This window comes from Curtobacterium sp. VKM Ac-2861, from assembly GCF_013204965.1.
Taxonomy (GTDB): domain Bacteria; phylum Actinomycetota; class Actinomycetes; order Actinomycetales; family Microbacteriaceae; genus Curtobacterium.
Genome location: NZ_JABMLA010000001.1, coordinates 790,486 through 810,824, shown reverse-complemented (window position 1 = coordinate 810,824; position 20,339 = coordinate 790,486). Strand labels below are relative to the sequence as shown.

General features: G+C 70.5%; 19 protein-coding genes. 16 read left to right on the top strand and 3 right to left on the bottom strand.

The window, feature by feature from the left end; translation table 11 throughout:
• The first annotated feature begins 158 nt into the window (after nt 1-158).
• The 4 genes from nusA to rbfA all read left to right on the top strand — a co-directional run bounded on the left by nusA (nt 159) and on the right by rbfA (nt 5,034).
• Nucleotides 159-1,154, top strand: a complete 996-nt coding sequence (gene nusA, locus HQQ88_RS03690) for a transcription termination factor NusA (RefSeq protein ID WP_111083890.1) — start codon at nt 159-161, stop codon at nt 1,152-1,154.
• A gap of 66 nt (nt 1,155-1,220) precedes the next feature.
• Nucleotides 1,221-1,532, top strand: a complete 312-nt coding sequence (locus tag HQQ88_RS03685) for a YlxR family protein (protein WP_111083891.1) — start codon at nt 1,221-1,223, stop codon at nt 1,530-1,532.
• Between the two features lie 73 nt (nt 1,533-1,605).
• Nucleotides 1,606-4,458 (top strand): translation initiation factor IF-2, encoded by a 2,853-nt coding sequence (gene infB, locus HQQ88_RS03680; RefSeq protein WP_173168637.1) that lies wholly within the window; start codon nt 1,606-1,608, stop codon nt 4,456-4,458.
• Nucleotides 4,459-4,569: 111 nt separating this feature from the next.
• Nucleotides 4,570-5,034, top strand: coding sequence for a 30S ribosome-binding factor RbfA (rbfA, locus tag HQQ88_RS03675; protein ID WP_123294301.1), 465 nt, complete (start codon nt 4,570-4,572; stop codon nt 5,032-5,034).
• A 72-nt stretch (nt 5,035-5,106) separates the two neighbouring features.
• On the opposite strand, the gene HQQ88_RS03670 is transcribed toward rbfA, so the two are convergent.
• Complete coding sequence (locus tag HQQ88_RS03670) at nt 5,107-5,961, bottom strand: A/G-specific adenine glycosylase (protein ID WP_173168793.1); 855 nt, start codon at nt 5,959-5,961, stop codon at nt 5,107-5,109.
• 88 nt (nt 5,962-6,049) lie between these two features.
• Here HQQ88_RS03670 and HQQ88_RS03665 point away from each other — a divergent pair, with 88 nt between their 5' ends.
• From HQQ88_RS03665 to HQQ88_RS03645, 5 genes are read left to right on the top strand one after another with little or no spacing between them, the layout of a single operon-like run.
• Nucleotides 6,050-6,496 carry a hypothetical protein gene (locus HQQ88_RS03665; RefSeq protein WP_173168636.1) on the top strand — a complete coding sequence of 149 codons (447 nt, stop codon included), beginning with the start codon at nt 6,050-6,052 and terminating at the stop codon, nt 6,494-6,496.
• 22 nt (nt 6,497-6,518) lie between these two features.
• On the top strand, nt 6,519-7,478 hold the full coding sequence (truB, locus tag HQQ88_RS03660) for a tRNA pseudouridine(55) synthase TruB (RefSeq protein ID WP_132100295.1): 960 nt from the start codon (nt 6,519-6,521) through the stop codon (nt 7,476-7,478).
• Complete coding sequence (locus HQQ88_RS03655) at nt 7,475-7,840, top strand: hypothetical protein (protein WP_111083896.1); 366 nt, start codon at nt 7,475-7,477, stop codon at nt 7,838-7,840. The genes truB and HQQ88_RS03655 overlap by 4 nt, the downstream gene beginning before the upstream one ends.
• 45 nt (nt 7,841-7,885) lie before the next feature.
• Nucleotides 7,886-8,332: a hypothetical protein gene (locus HQQ88_RS03650; protein ID WP_173168635.1), complete on the top strand. Its 447-nt coding sequence runs from the start codon at nt 7,886-7,888 to the stop codon at nt 8,330-8,332.
• A gap of 8 nt (nt 8,333-8,340) precedes the next feature.
• Nucleotides 8,341-9,303: a bifunctional riboflavin kinase/FAD synthetase gene (locus HQQ88_RS03645; RefSeq protein ID WP_133937023.1), complete on the top strand. Its 963-nt coding sequence runs from the start codon at nt 8,341-8,343 to the stop codon at nt 9,301-9,303.
• A gap of 102 nt (nt 9,304-9,405) precedes the next feature.
• On the opposite strand, the gene HQQ88_RS03640 is transcribed toward HQQ88_RS03645, so the two are convergent.
• A complete protein-coding gene (locus HQQ88_RS03640) occupies nt 9,406-10,638 on the bottom strand; it encodes a DUF349 domain-containing protein (RefSeq protein WP_173168634.1) in 1,233 nt (410 codons plus the stop codon).
• Between the two features lie 113 nt (nt 10,639-10,751).
• A complete protein-coding gene (locus HQQ88_RS03635) occupies nt 10,752-11,564 on the bottom strand; it encodes a peptidylprolyl isomerase (protein WP_173168633.1) in 813 nt (270 codons plus the stop codon).
• 129 nt (nt 11,565-11,693) lie between these two features.
• Between HQQ88_RS03635 and HQQ88_RS03630 the strand changes: the two genes are divergently transcribed.
• The 7 genes from HQQ88_RS03630 to aroC all read left to right on the top strand — a co-directional run bounded on the left by HQQ88_RS03630 (nt 11,694) and on the right by aroC (nt 20,339).
• Complete coding sequence (locus tag HQQ88_RS03630; protein ID WP_173168792.1) at nt 11,694-13,046, top strand: replication-associated recombination protein A; 1,353 nt, start codon at nt 11,694-11,696, stop codon at nt 13,044-13,046.
• Nucleotides 13,047-13,269: 223 nt separating this feature from the next.
• On the top strand, nt 13,270-13,899 hold the full coding sequence (gene rpsD / locus HQQ88_RS03625) for a 30S ribosomal protein S4 (protein ID WP_111083900.1): 630 nt from the start codon (nt 13,270-13,272) through the stop codon (nt 13,897-13,899).
• Nucleotides 13,900-14,031: 132 nt separating this feature from the next.
• On the top strand, nt 14,032-14,214 hold the full coding sequence (locus HQQ88_RS03620) for a hypothetical protein (protein ID WP_111083901.1): 183 nt from the start codon (nt 14,032-14,034) through the stop codon (nt 14,212-14,214).
• Between the two features lie 81 nt (nt 14,215-14,295).
• Nucleotides 14,296-16,953 carry an alanine--tRNA ligase gene (alaS, locus tag HQQ88_RS03615; protein WP_173168632.1) on the top strand — a complete coding sequence of 886 codons (2,658 nt, stop codon included), beginning with the start codon at nt 14,296-14,298 and terminating at the stop codon, nt 16,951-16,953.
• 8 nt (nt 16,954-16,961) lie between these two features.
• Nucleotides 16,962-17,405, top strand: coding sequence for a Holliday junction resolvase RuvX (gene ruvX / locus HQQ88_RS03610; RefSeq protein ID WP_173168791.1), 444 nt, complete (start codon nt 16,962-16,964; stop codon nt 17,403-17,405).
• Between the two features lie 89 nt (nt 17,406-17,494).
• Nucleotides 17,495-19,075, top strand: coding sequence for an endolytic transglycosylase MltG (mltG, locus tag HQQ88_RS03605; RefSeq protein ID WP_254066826.1), 1,581 nt, complete (start codon nt 17,495-17,497; stop codon nt 19,073-19,075).
• Between the two features lie 43 nt (nt 19,076-19,118).
• Nucleotides 19,119-20,339, top strand: a complete 1,221-nt coding sequence (aroC, locus tag HQQ88_RS03600; RefSeq protein ID WP_123294309.1) for a chorismate synthase — start codon at nt 19,119-19,121, stop codon at nt 20,337-20,339.

Sequence of the window (20,339 nt, the reverse complement as noted above, 5' to 3'; positions counted from 1 at the left end):
CGCGACCACCCAACGGACGGGAGGCCCGTGGCGACGCCGCCACGGGCCTCCCGTCCGTTTCGGCTCGGGTCCGCGAGCCGCAGTGCGGTACGCTTGTGGCCGACTTCTGCGACGGTTCCATCCGCAGGAGCGACTCATCTGAATACGGAGGCACCTCGGTGAAGATCGATCTCGCAGTCCTGCGACTCATGGAGCGCGAGCGGGAGATCCCGTTCGACGAACTGGTCCAGATCATCGAATCTGCCATCCTGACCGCCTACCAGAAGCACGCCGAAGAGAACGGCGAGCCGGCCCACGCGCAGTCGCGTGTCGAGCTCGACCGCAAGTCCGGCGAGGTCAGTGTCTACGTCCCCGAGCTCGACGACGAGGGCACCGTCATCGGTGAAGCCGTCGACCAGCCGAGCGACTTCGGCCGCATCGCGGCCTTCGCGGCGAAGCAGGTCATCAACCAGCGCCTCCGCGACATCGGTGACGACAAGATCCTCGGCGAGTTCCGCGGCAAGGAAGGCGACATCGTCGCCGGTGTGGTCCAGCAGGGCCCGAATCCGCGCATGGTGATGGTCGACCTCGGCACGGTCGAGGCGATCCTGCCGCCCGAAGAGCAGGTGCCGGGCGAGTCCTACGCGCACGGTTCGCGCATCCGCGTGTACGTGACGAGCGTCGCCCGCGGCAACAAGGGCCCGCAGATCACGGTGTCGCGCACGCACCCGGGCCTGGTCCGGAAGCTCTTCGCCCTCGAGGTGCCGGAGATCGCCTCGGGCGTCGTCGAGATCACGTCGCTCGCGCGCGAAGCCGGTCACCGCACGAAGATCGCGGTCAAGGCGAACGAGCCCGGCGTCAACGCGAAGGGTGCCTGCATCGGTGAGCTGGGCGCGCGCGTCCGTGCCGTCACCAACGAGCTCGGTGCCGAGAAGGTCGACATCGTGGACTGGTCTCCGGACCTGTCGGCGTTCGTCGCGAGTGCCCTGTCGCCGGCCAAGGTGACCAGCGCCTTCGTGCTCGACGCGTCGACCAAGGCCGTCCGCGCGCTCGTGCCGGACTACCAGCTGTCGCTCGCGATCGGCAAGGAAGGGCAGAACGCCCGCCTGGCTGCCAAGCTCACCGGGGCCCGGATCGACATCCAGCCGGACTCCATCCTGGACGGCGACGACTAGGCGATTTCGCCGCCGGCGTGCCCAGAAGGGCGCGCCGGATCGCGGACGTCCGAGGCAAGGAGTAGAGTGGTTCCCGTCAGAACGTGCATCGGCAGTCGTCGTCGCGCTTCCCGATCCTCACTCCTCCGAGTCGTCGCCCTGAGCGATGGCCGCGTCGTGGCGGATCCGAAGGCAGTCATGCCGGGCCGGGGAGCATGGCTCACACCGACCGTCGATGCCTACGATCTGGCCGTCAAGCGCAGGGCTTTCCGCCGTGCGCTCCGGTTGGATCGCGATCCCGACACGTCCGCTGTGCTCGACCACATCGTCGGCCTCTCACGAGCGTCGACCGAGCGCCCGGACATGACAGAACAGGCTGAACGGCTTATGGACAACTGATGAGCGGCTCGAAATGAGACCCGTCATCCATTGAGTCCTGCCCTTTACGGGGTGGGACCCGTGAAGGAGAACAGTGGCTAAACCACGCGTACACGAGATCGCAAGCGAACTCGGCGTCGACAGCAAGACCGCACTCGAGAAGCTCAAGGAGCTCGGCGAGTTCGTCCGGGGTGCCAGCTCGAGCATCGAGCCCCCCGTTGCCCGGAAGCTCCGTGCCGCCCTGCAGGCGGACGGTGTCCCGGCATCCAAGCCCGCAGCCTCGGCCCCCGCGCCGAGCACGCCGGCCAAGAGCAGCACGCCCGCGTCCGGCGCGCCGAAGCCCGGTGGCCCGCGCCCCGGCCCGGTCCGTCCGGCACCCGCACCGGAGCCCGAGGTCCAGGCAGCACCTGCTGCCGAGGACGTCCCGGCCCCGGCCGCACCGAAGTCCGTCGCCCAGCGACAGGCCGAGGCCGAGGCCGCACAGAAGGCCCGTGCCGAGAAGGCCGCCGCCGAGCAGCAGGCTGCCACGCAGCCGGCCGACTCGACCGGTGACGAGCCGAAGACCGACGCGGTGAAGCCTGGCTCGAGTGCCAAGCCCGCCGCTGCCGGCCCGAAGCCCGGTGGCCCGAAGCCCGGCGCACGTCCGGGCAACAACCCCTACGCGTCGAACCAGGGCATGGGCTCGCGCCCGCCGCGCCCCGGCAACAACCCCTTCGCCTCGAACCAGGGCATGGGCCAGCGCCCCGCCGCTGGTGCCGGTGGAGCGGGCATCCCGCGTCCGCAGCCCCCGCGTCCCGGCGTCCCGCGTCCGGGTGCACCGCGTCCGGGTGGACCCGGTCAGGCGAACCGTCCCAACGGCTTCGGGCAGCGCCCGGGCCAGGGTGGCGGTCGTGGCGGCCCCGGTGGCGCCCGTCCGGGTGCCGGCGGCGGTGCCGGTGGCGGCTTCCCGCGTCCGGCCTTCAGCGGCCCGCGTCCCGCCGGTGGCGGTGGCCGTGGTCGTGGCCCCGGTGGTGGTACCGCCGGTGCGTTCGGTCGCGGTGGCGGCAAGAGCCGTGCCCGCAAGTCGAAGCGGACGAAGCGCGCCGAGTACGAGATGCGTCAGGCCCCGTCGCTCGGCGGTGTGCAGGTCCCTCGTGGCGACGGCAGCACGGTCGTCCGACTCCGTCGTGGTGCGAGCATCTCGGACTTCGCGGACAAGATCGACGCCATGCCCGGCAACCTGGTCACGGTGCTGTTCCACCTCGGTGAGATGGCGACCGCGACCGAGTCGCTGGACGAGGCGACGTTCGAGGTCCTCGGTGACGAGCTGGGCTACAAGATCCAGATCGTCTCGCCCGAGGACGAGGACAAGGAGCTCCTCGAGGGCTTCGACATCGACATCGATGCCGAGTACGCCGACGAGGACGACTCCGTCCTGCAGGTCCGTCCCCCCGTCGTGACCGTCATGGGTCACGTCGACCACGGTAAGACGCGACTGCTCGACGCGATCCGGAACTCGAAGGTCGTCGAGGGTGAAGCCGGTGGCATCACCCAGCACATCGGTGCGTACCAGATCGTCACCGAGCACGAGGGCATCGAGCGTCCGATCACGTTCATCGACACCCCGGGTCACGAGGCCTTCACGGCCATGCGTGCTCGTGGTGCGCAGGTCACCGACATCGCGATCCTCGTGGTCGCGGCGGACGACGGCATCATGCCCCAGACGATCGAGGCGCTGAACCACGCGCAGTCGGCCAACGTGCCGATCGTGGTCGCGGTGAACAAGATCGACAAGGAAGGCGCGAACCCGGCCAAGGTCCGCCAGCAGCTCACCGAGTACAACCTGGTGGCGGAGGAGTACGGCGGAGACGTCATGTTCGTCGACGTCTCGGCTCGGCAGAACATCGGCATCCAGGACCTCCTGGACGCCGTGCTGCTCACCGCTGACGCCGGGCTCGACCTGCGTGCGAACCCCGACAAGGACGCCCGCGGCGTCGCGATCGAAGCACGGCTCGACAAGGGCCGTGGTGCGGTGGCGACCGTCCTCATCCAGTCCGGAACGCTGCACGTCGGCGACGCCATCGTGGCGGGCACGGCCTACGGCCGCGTCCGTGCGATGACCGACGAGAACGGTGTCGCGGTCAAGGCCGCCACGCCGAGCCGCCCGGTCCAGGTGCAGGGTCTGTCCTCGGTGCCCCGCGCCGGTGACACGTTCCTCGTCACCGAAGAGGACCGCACGGCACGTCAGATCGCCGAGAAGCGTGAAGCCGCCGAGCGCAACGCCCAGCTGGCCAAGGCCCGCAAGCGCATCTCGCTCGAGGACTTCACGCGTGCACTCGAAGAGGGCAAGGTCGACTCGCTCAACCTCATCATCAAGGGTGACGTCTCCGGTGCCGTCGAGGCACTCGAGCAGTCGCTCCTGGACATCGAGGTCGACGACAGCGTCCAGCTCCGCATCCTCCACCGCGGTGTCGGTGCGATCACGGAGTCGGACATCGACCTCGCCACGATCGACAACGCCATCGTGGTCGGCTTCAACGTCCGTCCGGACGTCAAGGCCCGCGAGCGTGCGGCGCGCGAAGGCATCGACGTGCGCTTCTACTCGGTCATCTACAACGCACTCGACGACATCGAGCAGTCCCTCAAGGGCATGCTCAAGCCCGAGTACGAAGAGGTCCAGTCCGGTGTCGCCGAGATCCGCGAGGTCTTCAGCTCCTCGAAGTTCGGCAACATCGCGGGTGTCATCGTCCGCTCCGGCACGATCACGCGCAACGCCAAGGCGCGCGTCATCCGTGACGGTGTGGTCCTGGCCGACGGACTGGCGATCGAGTCGCTCCGTCGCTTCAAGGACGACGTCACCGAGGTCCGCACGGACTTCGAGGCCGGTATCGGTCTCGGCAAGTTCAACGATCTCCAGATCGGTGACGAGATCGAGACCACCGAGCTCGTCGAGAAGCCGCGCGACTGATCGTGTGACTACCCTGGGCCCCGGCCTCCCTTCGCGGGAGGTCGGGGCCCGACCCCTTTCCACGCAGAACCACCGGCGGGAAACGTCCCGCCACTGCCTCAGGAGGCACCCATGGCCGATCCGCAGCGCGCACGCAAGATGGCGGACCGCATCAAGGAAGTCGTCGCACGCCGTCTCGACAAGGGTCTGCGCGACCCGCGTCTCGGGTTCGTGACGATCACCGACGTCCGCGTGACCGGAGACCTGCAGCACGCATCGGTCTTCTACACCGTGTACGGCACCGACGAGGAGCGCGCCGACTCCGCCGCGGCACTCAAGGCCGCGACCGGCATGCTCCGCTCCGAGGTCGGCAAGAACATCACGGCGCGGCTCACCCCGTCGCTCGAGTTCATCGCCGACGCACTGCCGGAGACCTCGGCGCACATGGAGGACCTGCTCGTGCAGGCCCAGGTGCGTGACGAGCAGGTGCGAGCTGCGTCGGTCGGTGCGACGTTCGCCGGCGACGCCGACCCGTACAAGCACGACGAGGACGAGGACGACGAGTCCGACGACGAGCAGGACGTGGCGCGGGCGTAGCCCGACGAGCGTCCGAGCGCCCCGCTGCACCGTGTGCGGCGGGGCGCTCGTTCGTCGTGCCCGGCGGAAACGTCAGGCGTCCGGCAGCCGGTACCCGGTGGCGTCGTCGCCGACCGCCAGTCCGTCGCGCAGCAGCGACGCGAGCGCTCGGTCCCGCTGCTCGGCGTCCGGCCAGACCGGTTCGATCTCCGACCGGGTGACCGGCACGTCGCTCGCGCGCAGCTCGGCCATGATCAGCCCGCGCACCTGCCGGTCGCTGCCGGCGAACTTCGCCTGCTTCGGGGCGCGTGGCCCGTCGTGTTCGGGGTACCCGGCCGCACGCCAGGCGCAGCGGTCCGCGATCGGGCACGCGTCGCACGCGGGGGAGCGGGCGACGCACACGAGCGCTCCGAGCTCCATCACCGCCGCGTTCGTCGCAGCGGCGTCGTCGCGGTCGGCTGGCAGCACGGACTCCATCAGGGGCAGGTCGTCCTTGGCCTTCGCCGGCCCGGGCTCGCCCTGGCCGAGGAGCGCGCGCTTCAGGACCCGCCGCACGTTGACGTCGACGACCGGGTGCCGGTCGCCGTACGCGAACACGGCGACGGCCCGTGCCGTGTAGTCGCCGATCCCCGGCAGCGCGAGCAGCGCCTCGACGTCCCGGGGGACGACGTTGCCGTGCTCGGTGGCGATCACCGTGGCCGCCGCGTGCAGCGCGAGCGCGCGTCTCGGGTAGCCGAGCCGGTCCCAGGCACGCACCGCGTCCGCCGGGGGCGACGCCGCGAGGTCCGCAGGCGTCGGCCACCGGGTGAGCCACGCCTCCAGTCGGGGGATCACGCGCGCGACCTGCGTCTGCTGCAGCATGATCTCGCTGACCAGGGTGCCCCACGCGGGGAAGCCGGGGCGACGCCACGGCAGGTCGCGGGCCTCCTGTCGGAACCAGGTGGTCAACGGGGTCGCGATGTCGGGGACGCTCGCGTTCTCCACATCCGGCTGGGAGGCCCTGCTCGCGTTCACCACGACAGCCTACGGTGGACGCATGGCACGCTGGGCACCCGAAGAGACCGACACGATGGCCGCGATCGCTGCTGAGGTGATCGCGCAGGTCGGCACGAACCGGACCGTGATCGGCATCGACGGGCAGGACGGCACCGATCTCGAACACGTCGCCGCCACGCTGGTGGCCGGCTTCGAGCACCACGGGGTGTCCGCGATGGCCGCGACGGCGCCGTCCACCGATCCCGACACGCTGCGCGACGAGGTGGTCGCCCCGTTCCGCACCACCGGCGCCGGTGACGGCGTGCTGGTCGTGCACGGGCACGGGCTGCTGGCCCCGGGTGTCCGCGGGCTCTGGCGCTGGTCGCTGTGGGTCGAGCAGGAAGCCGGCCGGCTCGAACGTCGGGCGGACGTCAAGATCGCCGCCTCCGCCGTCCTCGACGTCACCGATCCCGAGCACCCTCGTCGCGAGTGGAACGACGCCTGCTGACCGGCGCTGGTAATCTCCTCTGGTGCTCGAAACCGTGCCGGACGGCATCCTCCTCGTCGACAAACCGCAGGGGATCTCCAGCCACCGCGTCGTGTCGATCGCCCGCCGCCGCCTCGGTCTGAAGAAGGTCGGCCACGCGGGGACCCTCGACCCGATGGCGACCGGGCTGCTGCTCCTGGGGATCGGGCACTCCACCCGGTTGCTCACCCACCTGGTGGGCCTCGGCAAGACCTACACCGCCACCATCCGGCTCGGCGTGTCCACGGACTCCGACGACGCCGACGGCACCCCGACCGCCGCGACCGGCATCGCCGCAGCGGACGTCTCGGACGAGTCCGTCGAACGCGCCGTCGCCCTGCAGCGCGGCACGATCGACCAGGTCCCGTCCACCGTCAGCGCGATCAAGGTCGACGGGCGCCGCGCGTACGACCTGGCGCGCAAGGGCGAGACCGTCGAGCTGAAGTCCCGCACGGTCACCGTCTCGCGGTTCGACGTCACCGGGCGGAACGACCGCACCGTCACGGTCGACGGTGCCGAGGTGGCGGTCGTCGACCTCGACGTCGTCGTGACGTGCTCGTCCGGCACGTACGTCCGGGCCCTCGCACGCGACGTCGGCGCCACCCTCGGCACCGGCGCGCACCTCACCGCGCTCCGCCGCACCCAGGTCGGTCCGTTCGACGTGGCCGACGCGATCGACCTCGAGGACGACGCCGTCGACGTCCGCGCGGCGCTCGCTCGTCCGGCCGACGTGGCACGCCGGTTGTTCTCGTCGGTGTCGCTCGACGCGGCCGCGGCGAAGGACCTGACCGACGGCAAGCGCGTCGCAGCCGACCACCCCGACTCGGACGAGCCGGTGGCTGCCGTGGCCGTCGACGACGACCGCCTCGTCGGACTGGTCTCGGTCCGGCGCGGACTGCTCCGGGTCATCACGAACTTCCCGGCGCCGGCTGCTCCGGCGTCGCAGAACGGGGCGCACGCGTGATCGAGTGGTTCATGTGGGTCCAGCTCGTCGTCGCGGTCCTGGCCGGGCTGTTCGCCGTCGTGGTCGGGTTCATCGGCTGGAAGCCGAACGACTACACCGTGGGGTCCCTCGCGCTCATCGAGGTCCTGCTCCTGGTGCAGGGCGTCATCTCCATCGTGCTGCCCGCGACGGGCAGCCCGCCGGACGGCAACGCCCTCGAGTTCGGGGTCTACGCCGTGTCGGTGCTCCTGGTGCCGCCGGCGGCCATCGTCTGGGCGCTCGTGGACCGCACGAAGTGGAGCACCGTCGTCCTCGGCGCCGGCGCCTTCACCGTCGCGGTCATGATCTACCGGATGTACCAGATCTGGTTCGCCCTGAACTGACGCCGAGCGTCATGGTGGTCCGCGCACGTCGGTAGAATCGGTGCAATGGCGACCAGATCCTCACTCGCGACCGGCATCGGCCGCGTCCTCATCGCCGTGTACGGCATCCTCGCCCTGGCGGCGACGGGCCGGAGCGTCGTCCAGATCATCGAGAAGTTCTCCTTCGCGCCGTTCGCGTACACGGTGAGCGCCATCGCCGCCGTCGTGTACATCGTGGCGATGATCGCCCTGATCGTGCCCGGACGCTTCTGGTACCGCGTCGCGTGCGTCACGATCGTGTTCGAGATGACCGGTGTGCTCGTCATCGGCACGCTCTCGCTGTTCGACCGGCAGCTCTTCCCCGACGACACGATCTGGTCGTACTACGGCATGGGTTACGCCTTCGCGCCGCTGGTGCTGCCGATCGCCGGACTCTGGTGGCTCCGCAAGCACCACCGCACCGCGACGGTCGAACCGGTGCCCACATCGACCACCGCCCCCGTGGGCGAGTAGGAGCAGCCGTGCAGTTCTACGACGACATCGCCGACGTGGCCGAGGGCTTCGGTCCGAGCGCCGTCACGATCGGCAAGTTCGACGGCGTGCACGTCGGACACCGCGCGGTGATCGCGCACCTGGAGCGTGCCGCCCACGAACAGGGCCTGGTCGCCACCGTGGTGACGTTCGACCGGCACCCCCTCAACGTCATCGACCCGCAGCACGTCCCGCCGGCACTCACGAGCACGGCGCAGCGGCGCGAGCTCCTCGACGACGCCGGGGTCGACGCCACCCTGCTGCTCCGCTTCGACGAGGAACTGCAGTCGAAGTCGCCCGAGGCGTTCGTGTCCGAGATCCTCGTCGACACCCTGCACGCCCGGCTCGTCTTCGTCGGCAGCGACTTCCGCTTCGGGGCGAAGGGTGCCGGCGACGTCGCCCTGCTCCGCACCCTGGGGGAGGAGCACGGCTTCACGGTCGAGCTCATCGACGACGTCGACCTGGTGGACGACGTCCGCCCCGACGGCGAGCGGCGCGTCTCGTCGACCTGGATCCGCGAACTGCTCGGCGACGGGCGGGTGGCCGAGGCCGCCCGGCTGCTCGGGCGTGAGCACGCGGTCCGCAGCACCGTCGTGCACGGCAACCAGCGCGGGCGCGCCATGGGGTACCCGACGGCGAACCTCGACCCGGCGTTCGAGGGGTTCGCACCGGCCGACGGCGTCTACGCCGCGCGCGTGCTGCACGACGGCACGGTGTACCCGGCGGCGGTCTCGGTCGGCAACAACCCGACGTTCGAGGGCGTGCCCGCCAAGCAGATCGAGGCGCACCTGCTCGACGTCGACCTCGACCTGTACGGCGACCGCATCTCGGTGCTGTTCGTCTCGTACGTCCGCGGCATGGTGAAGTTCGACTCGATGGACGAGCTCGCCACGCAGATGCGGCAGGACGACCTCGACATCCGGTTGCTGCTGGGCCTGCCCACGCCGGTCTGAACGGCGGCGCCACACCGGACGCCAGCAGACAGTGCCCACACGGCACCACACGACGACGCCCCCGCGACCGATCGGTCACGGGGGCGTCGTCGTGTGCAGTGACTAGCTGCCGAGGGCGTCGAGCCAGATCTTGCGGGCGTCGAGCGCTTCCTGGGCGTCCTTGATCTTGCGGGCGTCGCCGGAGGCCTGCGCGTCGGCGAGCTCGGACTCGAGCTTGCCGATGGCGTCCTCGAGCTGGCTGGCGAGTCCGGTCTGCCGGGCCTTGCGCTCCGGGTTGGACTCCTTCCAGTGCGCGTCCTCAAGCCCGCGCACGTGGTCTTCGATCGCACGCAGGCGGTCCTCGATGCGACGGACGTCCGCGCGGGGGACCTTTCCGACCTCGTCCCAGCGGCGCTGGATGCCGGTCAGGGTCTTGCGCGCCGCCACCCGGTCGGTCGCCTTGAGCAGCGGCTCGGCCTCGGTGAGCAGGGCCTGCTTCGCCTCGAGATTGCCCGAGAACTCCTCGTCCTCCGCCGCGCTCTCGGCGTGGCGCTGCTCGAACAGCACGTCACCGGCGGCCTTGAACCGCGCCCAGAGGGCATCGTCGTGGCGCTTGCCGGCGCGCCCGGCGTTCTTCCAGTCGTCGAGCAGCTGGCGGTAGTCCGGGATCGCGTCGGACCCGCGCGAGGCGAGTGCCTCGGCCTGGGTCACGAGTTCCTGCTTGCGGGTGCGGGCGTCGCGGTGCTGCGCGTCGAGCTCGGAGTAGAACGCGCGACGGTGCTGGTCGACGGTGGACCGCGCTGCGCGGAACCGCTTCCAGAGCTCGTTGGCCTCGTTCTTGGGGATGCGCGGGCCGTCGTGCTGGTGCTGCTGCCAGCGGGCGAACACGTCGTCGAGCTGCGCCGTGATCTGCTTCCACTGCGCGCGTGCCGGGTCGACCGCCGCGAGCGCCTCGGCCTCTTCGACCAGGGCCGCACGGTGCGCCAGGGCGTCGTTCAGCGCCTGCTGCGCCTGCTCGGCCTGCTCCTTGGTGAGCGAGCCGAGCTGCTCGGTGAGCGCGCCCACTCGGGTCTCGAGCGACTTGATGTCACCGACCACGCGGGCTTCGGCCACCAGGGTCGTCAGGTGCTCGACCGTCCGGGCGACGTCGTTCGCCGACGCACCACGCTGGACGCGCTGCTCGGCGATCTTCACCTGCCCCTCGAGGTCGGCGTACTTCCGTGCGAAGTAGGCGAGGGCTTCTTCGGGGGTGGCGTCCGGGTACTCACCGACAGCACGTTCGGTCTCTTCGTACCGGACGTACACGGTCCCGTTCTCGTCGACCCGCCCCCAGGTCGTTGCTTCGTCAGATCCCACAGGTCTCGCCTCGATCGTGGTCGTGCATCGCCGACGTCACCGTCGGCACGGTCAGGTCGTCAGCCTATTGCACGGACGGGCTCCGCGGCCCGCCGGACGCAACGGCTTGTGGACTACTTCTCCTGGGCGATGGTCGCGGCGGTGATCGTCGTCGCCACCTTCGGCTCACCGGTGCCGTCGTCACCGGGTGACGAGATGCCCTTCGCGGCGATCTTCGACTCGAGTTCGGACAGGCCGCTCGTGACCTTCCCGACGACCGTGTAGCCGCCCGTGGAGCCGTCGAGCGTGGTGTCGCCGTAGACGATGAAGAACTGGGTCGACTGCGAGTACGGCGACGTCGACCGCGCGATCGCGATGGTGCCGTCGTCGTAGACGCCGTCGCTCGGGACGTTCTCGAGCGGGCCGTACTCGAACCCGGCGTCGCCCGTGCCGTCGCCGTTCGCCGAACCGCACTGCAGGAACTTCAGCCCGTCGCTGTCGGCGAGCCGGTGGCAGGTGGTGCCGTTGTAGAACTGCTCCTTGATCAACGAGATCTCGACGCTCGCGGCCTGCGGGGCCTTCTCGCCGTCCAGTTCGATGCCGAGGTCGATCGACTTGTTGAGCGTCAGTGAGCCCGTCCAGGTCGCGCCCTTCGCGATCTCCTTGCTCGGCACGTCGCCCGTGTTCGCCGCCGTGGCGCTGGCCGAGGGCGTCGGTGTGGCGGTGGCGCTTGCGCTGGCGTCCGCCGACCCGTTCCCCTGCGAGCCCGCGAAGGCGAGCTGTGACCCGGTGGCCAGGGCGGCGACCAGCACGAGGACACCGGCGCCGACCAGGTTGTCGCGCACCCGCCGGCGGCGCTGCCGGTCGTGGAGTCCCTGGCGGGCCTGGTAGAGACGGAGGCGCTCGCGCGCCTCGCGGTTGTCGCGCGCTGGGTTCTTCGGTGCCACGGTGCTGTTCTGCCCTCTCGTCGCAGTGTGGAACGAGCGTATCCGAGTCGTCACCATCAACGGCCTGGGAGGCGCGGGGCTGTCAGTGGGTCGGCCTACGATTGGTGCATGGCAGCGGACCGTTCGAGCATGCGTGCGCCCACGACGGGCGGTCGCGCCGGTCTCGCGCAGGGCTCCGTCCCGCTCGCGGTCCGGATGCGCCCGACGAGCCTCAACGAGGTCGCCGGCCAGCAGCACCTGCTCGGCCGCGGGTCGCCGCTCGTGCAGCTCGCCACCGGTACCCGCGACAACCCGGGCGGTGTGTCGGTCATCCTCTGGGGTCCTCCCGGCACCGGCAAGACCACGTTGGCGCAGGCCATCGCGCGGCAGTCCGGGCGCGAGTTCGTCGAGCTCTCCGCGGTCACCGCCGGCGTCAAGGACGTGCGCGAGGTCATGGAGAAGGCCCTCACCCACCGCGACCTGTACGGGTCCACGACCGTGCTGTTCCTCGACGAGATCCACCGGTTCAGCAAGGCCCAGCAGGACGCCCTGCTGCCCGGGGTCGAGAACGGGTGGGTGATCCTCATCGCGGCCACCACCGAGAACCCGTCGTTCTCGGTCATCTCCCCGCTGCTGTCCCGGTCCCTGCTCCTGACGCTCAAGCCGCTCACCGACGCCGACCTCGGCATGCTCGTCGACCGTGCGGTGGAGGACCCCCGCGGCCTCGGTGGCGCGGTCGTCCTCGGGGACGAGGCACGTGGGGCCATCGTCCGCTTGGCCTCGGGTGACGCCCGACGCGCCCTCACGGCGCTCGAGGCCGCTGCGGCCTCGGCCACCGCGGCCCAGGACGACGACGACGACACCGTGCCGGTGGTCGACGCGGACACCGTCGCCGCGGCCGTCGACCGTGCACTCCTGCGGTACGACCGGCAGGGCGACGAGCACTACGACGTCATCAGCGCGTTCATCAAGTCGGTGCGGGGGAGCGACGTCGACGCCGCGCTGCACTACCTCGCGCGGATGATCGAAGCGGGCGAGGACTCCCGGTTCATCGCGCGCCGGATCATCATCTCGGCGTCCGAGGACATCGGCATGGCGGACCCGCAGGCGCTGCCCATCGCCGTCGCGGCGGCCCAGGCCGTGCAGCTCATCGGCATGCCCGAGGGCCGCATCCCCCTGGCCGAGGCCGTCGTGTACCTGGCGACCGCGCCGAAGTCGAACGCCGCCTACAACGGTGTGAACGCGGCGATGGCGGACGTGAAGGCCGGCCGGATGGGCACCGTGCCGATGCACCTGCGCGACGCGCACTACGCCGGGGCGAAGCGACTCGGCCACGGCAAGGGCTACGTCTACTCGCACGACGCCGAGCACGGGGTCGCCGAGCAGCAGTACCTGCCCGATGCGCTCGAGGGCACCGAGTACTACACCCCGACGGCGAACGGCTACGAGCGCGAGGTCGGTCCGCGGCTCGAACGACTCCGGAAGATCACCCGCGGGCAGTAGGACGGCACGTCGAGTTCCTGCTAGCATTGCCGGGCCTACGTCCTGGTCCTCGAGCACGGCTGCGTTGAGGACAGAGTGCCACTCCGGTGGTACGGGGGCAGAGGTTCGGACTGTAGCCGTCCGATCCCACAGGCTCATCCCTCTGGATCCCGTCGTCGGGGCCACGGGCACTCGCGTGCCCGGCCTCCGGTGAGTATTCAGTTCGAACAGAGAAAAGGACCCTGTGTCTACCAAGTCACGTACCCGCAGCAAGACCCGCCTGTCGCGCGCACTCGGCATCCCGCTGACGCCGAAGGCGGCCCGTTACCTCGAGAAGCGCCCCTACGGCCCCGGTGAGCACGGCCGTACGCGCCGTCGTGCGGACAGCGACTACGCCGTCCGCCTCCGTGAGAAGCAGCGTCTGCGCGCCCAGTACGGCATCCGCGAGAAGCAGCTCCGCATCGTCTTCGAAGAGGCCCGCAAGACGAAGGGCCTGACCGGTGAGAACCTGGTCGAGCTCCTCGAGCAGCGCCTCGACGCCCTCGTGGTCCGTGCCGGCTTCGCCCGCACCACCGCGCAGGCCCGTCAGCTGATCGTGCACCGTCACCTGCTGGTCGACGGCAAGCTCGTGGACCGCCCCTCCTTCCGCGTCAAGGAGGGCCAGCTGATCCACGTCAAGCCGAAGTCCGAGTCGATGGAGCCCTTCCAGGTCGCCGCTGCCGGTGGCCACCAGGAAGTCCTGCCGAAGGTCCCGGGTTACCTCGAGGTCGAGATCGACAAGCTCCAGGCCCGCCTCGTGCGTCGCCCGAAGCGCGCCGAGGTCCCCGTGACCTGTGAAGTGCAGCTCGTCGTCGAGTACTACGCAGCTCGCTGATCCACTGATCACACCCGAACGGCGGGTCGTCCTCTCGAGGACGGCCCGCCGTTCGGCGTTCCGGCCCCGAAGTGCCCGGCGGCTAAGCTTGTCCGGGCATGCACCGCCAGGGTGCACAGAGGGAGAGGCACCGTGAAGCAGCTGTTCTTCGTCGCGGTCGGCGTCGTCATCGGGTTCGCCGTGGCGCACCAGGTCGCCAGGACCCCCGGAGGCGCACGGCTCTTCGCCGTCGTCGACGCGAGCACGAAGGCCTTCACGGGCGCGGTCGCCGACGGGTACCGGTCCCGCGGGGCCGAGCTCCGCACCGACGTCTGAGTCGTCGAGCTCCACCGCGGTCCGGCCGCACCGTCGTCCCGCCTCCACCTCCCACCCCCCGACCTGAACCCAGGAAGCACCATGCAGACCGCAGAGATCCGCCGCCGTTGGCTCCAGTACTTCGGTGACCGCGGCCACACCGTCGTCCCGTCCGCGTCCCTCGTCTCCGACGACCCGTCGCTCCTCTTCACGGTCGCCGGCATGGTGCCGTTCATCCCGTACCTGACCGGGCTCGTCCCCGCGCCGTACCCCCGTGCCACGAGCGTGCAGAAGTGCATCCGCACGAACGACATCGAAGAGGTCGGCAAGACCCCTCGCCACGGCACGTTCTTCCAGATGAACGGCAACTTCTCGTTCGGCGACTACTTCAAGGAGCAGGCGATCCAGTTCGCCTGGGAGTTCCTGACGAACCCGGAGTCCGACGGCGGGCTCGGTTTCTCGCCCGACGACCTCTGGGTGACGGTCTACGAGGACGACGACGAGGCGATCGCGTTCTGGAAGCAGCACTCCACCCTGCCCGAGGAGCGAATCCAGCGACTCGGCAAGGACACGAACTACTGGTCCACCGGCCAGCCCGGACCCGCAGGTCCCTGCTCCGAGATCTTCTTCGACCGCGGGCCCGAGTACGGCATCGACGGCGGCCCGGCCACCGACGACGACCGGTACGTCGAGATCTGGAACCTCGTGTTCATGCAGTACCAGATCGCGGACGTCCGCTCGAAGTACGACTTCGAGATCACCGGCGAGCTGCCGAACAAGAACATCGACACCGGCATGGGGCTCGAGCGCGTCGCCTTCATCAAGCAGGGCGTCGACAACATGTACGAGATCGACCAGGTCCGCCCGGTCCTCGACCGCGCGTCCGAGATCTCCGGCCGCCGCTACGGCGCCGTGCACGATGACGACGTCCGCATGCGGGTCATCGCGGACCACGTGCGCTCCGCGCTCATGCTCATCGCCGATGGTGTGAGCCCATCGAACGAGGGCCGCGGGTACATCCTGCGTCGGCTGCTGCGCCGCACGGTCCGTGCGATGCGCCTGCTCGGGGTCGAGACCGCGACGTTCCCGGAGCTGTTCCCGGCGTCCCGCGACGCGATGCGCGACGCCTACCCCGAGGTCGCCTCCGACTACGACCGCATCGCGCGGATCGCCTACGCGGAAGAGGAGACGTTCCTCCGCACGCTCGCGCAGGGCACGACGATCCTCGACGTCGCCGTCGAGCGCGCGAAGCAGGACGGTGCGCCGTCCATCGGCGGAGACACCGCGTTCCTGCTGCACGACACCTTCGGGTTCCCGATCGACCTGACGATGGAGATGGCCGAAGAGGCCGGGGTCCACGTCGACCGGACCGCGTTCGAGACCCTGATGTCCGAGCAGCGTGCCCGGGCGAAGGCCGACGCGAAGAGCAAGAAGACCGCGATCGCCGACCTGAGCGTGTACAGCGCGTTCCGGGCGAAGGGCGAAACCGTCTTCCTCGGCTACGACGCGCTCGAGGCCGAGACGAACGTGCTCGGCATCATCGTCGGCGGCGTGAGCGTCGACCGGGCCGTGGCGGGCGACATCGCCGAGGTCGTCCTCGGCGAGACGTCGCTGTACGCCGAGTCGGGTGGCCAGGACGCCGACCAGGGATCGATCGTCGGCAACGGCTTCGACCTCGAGGTCCTCGACGTCCAGCGTCCCGTCGCTGGCCTCTGGAGCCACACCGTCCAGGTCCGCTCGGGCGAGGTCGGCGTGGGCGACGCGGCGAGCACCGTGGTCGACGCCGAGTACCGTCGCGGCGCGACGCAGGCGCACTCCGCGACGCACCTGGTGAACGCCGCGCTCCGCGACATCCTCGGCCCCGAGGCGCTGCAGGCGGGTTCGTACAACAAGTCCGGCTACATGCGCCTCGACTTCTCGTGGTCGCAGCCGATCTCGCTCGCGACCCGTTCCGAGATCGAGGAGGTCGTCAACACCGCGATCCGCACCGACCTCGAGGTCTCGACCCGCATCATGCCCATCGACGAGGCCAAGGCGCTCGGTGCGCAGGCGCTCTTCGGTGAGAAGTACGGCGCCGAGGTCCGCATGGTCGACATCGGCGGTCCGTGGTCACGCGAGCTCTGCGGTGGGACGCACGTCGCGTCGAGCGCCCAGATCGGACTCGTCAACCTGGTGGGGGAGTCGAGCGTGGGGTCGACCAACCGTCGTGTCGAAGCGCTCGTCGGGCTCGAGGGCTTCCGTGACCTCGCGGTCGAGCGGACCATCGTCTCGCAGCTCTCCAGCGCGCTGAAGGCCCCCCGTGCCGACCTGCCCACGCGTGTGCAGTCGCTCATGGAGGACCTCCGCACCGCGCAGAAGCGGATCGCCGAGTACGAGTCGGCGAACCTGCAGCAGCGGGTCCCGTCGATCGCACGGACCGCGACGACCGTCGGCACGACCACCGTCGTGGCCGAGACCGTCGACGGCCTGCAGTCCGGCGACGACCTGCGCTCGCTGGCCACCGGGGTCCGCGCACAGCTCGGTGACGGCGCTGCCGTCGTCGTGCTCGGTGCCGTGGTGAGCGGGAAGCCGATCGTGATCGTCGCGACGAACGACGCGGCGCGCTCCGCGGGCGTCCAGGCGGGTCCGCTCGCCAAGGAGGCCGCCGGTGTGCTCGGTGGTGGCGGCGGCGGCAAGCCGGACCTGGCCCAGGGCGGCGGCACCGACCCGGCTGCGCTCCCGGCTGCGCTCCGCGCCGTGACCGCTCGGATCGCGGGCTGATCGTGGCGATCCGGTCCGGGCGGCGGCTCGGCGTGGACGTCGGCCGCGCCCGGATCGGGATCGCCGTGTGCGACCGCGACGGGTTGCTGGCGACGCCGGTCGAGACCGTGCGTCGCGACGACTCGACCGACCTGCGTCGGATCCTCGAGATCGCGGACGAGTACGACGTGCTCGAGCTCGTCGTCGGACTGCCCCTGTCGATGTCCGGCGGCGACACCCCGTCGACGGACGACGCGCGGGCGTTCGCTGCCCGGATCGCCGAGCGCCGCCCGGTCCGGCTGGTCGACGAACGACTGTCCACGGTGACCGCGCAACGCGGACTGCACCAGGCCGGCAAGAACACGAAGAAGTCGCGGTCCGTGATCGACCAAGCGGCCGCTGTTATCATTCTGCAACACGCGCTCGACCACGAACGCAGTGCCGGTGCCCCTCCGGGCACCACGCTTCCCTGACAGGGCAACCCACCGCGACCCGGCTGCCCTTCCGTCACCCGAGGACGACGGTGCCCAGGCGGAGTTCCCGACCGAGAGACCGAGAACCGTTGGCAGACGATCTGGACTGGAACGCGATCATCGCGCCCGGCAACGAAGCCGAGCGGCGGAAGACCACTTCCGACCGCGCAGCAGGTACCGATGACCGTGACGACTCCGCGCGGGTGACCCCGCAGCCGGACCGTCCGATGTCCCGCCGCGAGGCTCGGGCGCTCGAAGCGGAACGCGCTCGTCGCGACGCCGTTCCCGGGCCCGACTCCGAGCCGGCACCCGAGGAGCTCGCCGCCGCCGACCGCGTGGACCCCGACTCGACCGCTCCCCGCGAGCAGCCGGCACCGGAGCCCGTGCGACCGCAGCAGGCGGCCCCCGAACTCCATCCCGAGGTCGCCGCGCTGCTGACCGGCGAGGTGCCCTCGGCGCCCGCCGCCGGCGGAGCCGGGTCCGACGGGCCCGACGGTACCGACGACGCCGGGCGCACCGGTGGCGGTGGAGCCGCGGGAGGCGGCGGACGTGGTGGCCGTGGCGGACGCGGGGGAGCCTCCAGGCCACCGCGCGAACCGCGCCCGAAGCGCCGTCGCGGGCCGCTCATCGCCGGCATCGTGATCGTCGCCGTGGTCGTGGCCGGCGGGGTGAGCGCGTACGCGTTCGCCGCCCCGAAGATCCAGCAGATCGTCGCCGCGGTCAGCGGCTCGACCGAACCGGACGACTACACCGGCTCCGGCAAGGCCAAGGTCACCATCACGATCAAGCAGGGCGACATCGGCGAGAACGTCGCCGCGACGCTGCAGCGCAGCGGGGTCGTGAAGGACTCGAAGGTCTTCTACAAGCTGCTGCTGGCGTCGCCCGACGTGCAGTTCCAGCCGGGTTCGTACTCGCTGAAGAAGCAGATGAGCTCGAAGTCGGCCCTGGCCGCGCTGCAGGACGAGAAGAACCGCGTGCAGGCCTCGATCGTGATCCCCGAGGGCACCGCGCTGGCGGACATCGAGGCCGGCATGGTCTCGAAGGCCGGGCTCACCAAGACCGAGGTCGCCAAGGCCGCGAAGGACGTGTCCGCGTACGACCTGCCGTCCGGCGTCACCACGCTCGAGGGCTGGCTGTTCCCCGCGACGTACCCGATCAACCCGGGGTGGACCGCGGAGCAGTACTTCGGGTCGATGGTCGACACGATGAAGGAGCACCTGGCCGCCGCCGGCGTCAAGGAGGCCGACCAGGAGCACGTCATCGTGTTCGCGTCGCTCGTGCAGAAGGAAGCCGGCCTCGCCGCCGACTACCCGAAGGTCGCGCGGGTGTTCCAGAACCGGCTCGACCAGGGCATGCGCCTGCAGTCCGACGCCACCGTCGCCTACGGCACCGGCAACACCCACACCGTCACGACGACCGACGCAGAACGCGCCGACGAGTCGAACGCGTACAACACGTACGTGCACGAGGGGCTGCCGCCGGCACCGATCTCGAACCCCGGGGACATCGCCATCAAGGCCGTGACGAACGAGGCCCCGGGCAAGTGGCTGTACTTCGTGACGGTGAACCTGGAGACCGGCGAGACGGTGTTCTCGAACACCTACGACGAGCACCTCGTCGCCGTGAAGCAGTTCCAGGCGTGGCTCCGGGCGCACCCCGACTACCAGTAGGGCGACGACGTCGCACAGCGGTGCGCTGTGGGAGGATTGCAGCATGCTTCGTTGGTTGACTGCTGGTGAGTCCCACGGACCCGAACTGATCGCGATGCTCGAGGGCCTGCCCGCGGGTGTCCCGGTGTCGTTCGAGTCCATCCGTACCGATCTCGCGCGCCGCAAGCTCGGCTACGGTCGCGGCTCGCGCATGAAGTTCGAACAGGACGAGCTGCACGTGTCCGGCGGTGTCCGGCACGGGTTCTCGCTCGGCAGCCCGATCGCGATCCGGATCGGCAACACCGAGTGGCCGAAGTGGGTCGAGGTCATGAACCCCGAGCCGGTCGAGTCCACCGAGATGTCGCGTGGCCGCAGCGCCCCGTTGACCCGCCCGCGTCCGGGCCACGCCGACCTGGTCGGCATGCAGAAGTACGGCTTCGACGAGGCCCGCCCGATCCTCGAGCGCGCGAGCGCCCGTGAGACCGCGGCCCGCGTCGCGCTCGGCGCCGTCGCGAAGTCCTTCCTCGCCGAACTCGGCATGCGGTCGGTCGCGCACACCCTGCAGGTCGGCACGGTCCGCGTGCCGGACGGCACCGACCTGCCGCTGCCAGACGACGTCGACCGTCTCGACGACGACCAGCTGCGCTGCTTCGACGCCGACACCTCGGCGCGCATGGTGACCGAGGTCGAGGCCGCGAAGAAGGACGGCGACACCCTTGGTGGCGTCGTCGAGGTGCTGTTCTACGGCGTCCCGCCGGGGCTCGGCTCGCACGTGCAGTGGGACCGTCGGCTCGACGCCCGTCTGGCCGCGGCGATCATGGGCATCCAGGCGATCAAGGGCGTCGAGGTCGGCGACGGCTTCGCGACCGCTGGCCGTCGCGGCTCCGCGGCCCACGACGAGCTCTACCGTGAGGACGGCGAGATCTACCGCACGAGCGACCGTGCCGGTGGCACCGAGGGCGGCATGTCCACGGGCACCGTCCTGCGCGTCCGTGCCGGCATGAAGCCGATCGCGACCGTGCCGCACGCGCTGCACACCGTCGACGTCGTCTCGGGCGAGGACGCCTCGGCCCACCACCAGCGGTCCGACGTCTGCGCGGTCCCGGCCGCCGGCGTCGTGGCCGAGGCGATGGTGGCGCTCGTGCTCGCCGACGCCGTGCTCGAGAAGTTCGGCGGCGACAACGTCGTCGAGACCAAGCGCAACCTCGACGCCTACCTCGCGTCGATCCCGGAGACGCTCCGCACCCGTCGGACGGAGCCGGCGGCACCGGCCGACGCGTCGTGA

Bases quoted from the DNA above. Each gene is read 5' to 3' on its own strand.
- rbfA (WP_123294301.1), top strand. From the start codon at position 4,570: ATGGCCGATCCGCAGCGCGCACGCAAGATGGCGGACCGCATCAAGGAA.
- HQQ88_RS03665 (WP_173168636.1), top strand. From the start codon at position 6,050: ATGGCACGCTGGGCACCCGAAGAGACCGACACGATGGCCGCGATCGCT.
- HQQ88_RS03650 (WP_173168635.1), top strand. From the start codon at position 7,886: ATGGCGACCAGATCCTCACTCGCGACCGGCATCGGCCGCGTCCTCATC.
- HQQ88_RS03630 (WP_173168792.1), top strand. From the start codon at position 11,694: ATGCGTGCGCCCACGACGGGCGGTCGCGCCGGTCTCGCGCAGGGCTCC.
- alaS (WP_173168632.1), top strand. From the start codon at position 14,296: ATGCAGACCGCAGAGATCCGCCGCCGTTGGCTCCAGTACTTCGGTGAC.
- aroC (WP_123294309.1), top strand. From the start codon at position 19,119: ATGCTTCGTTGGTTGACTGCTGGTGAGTCCCACGGACCCGAACTGATC.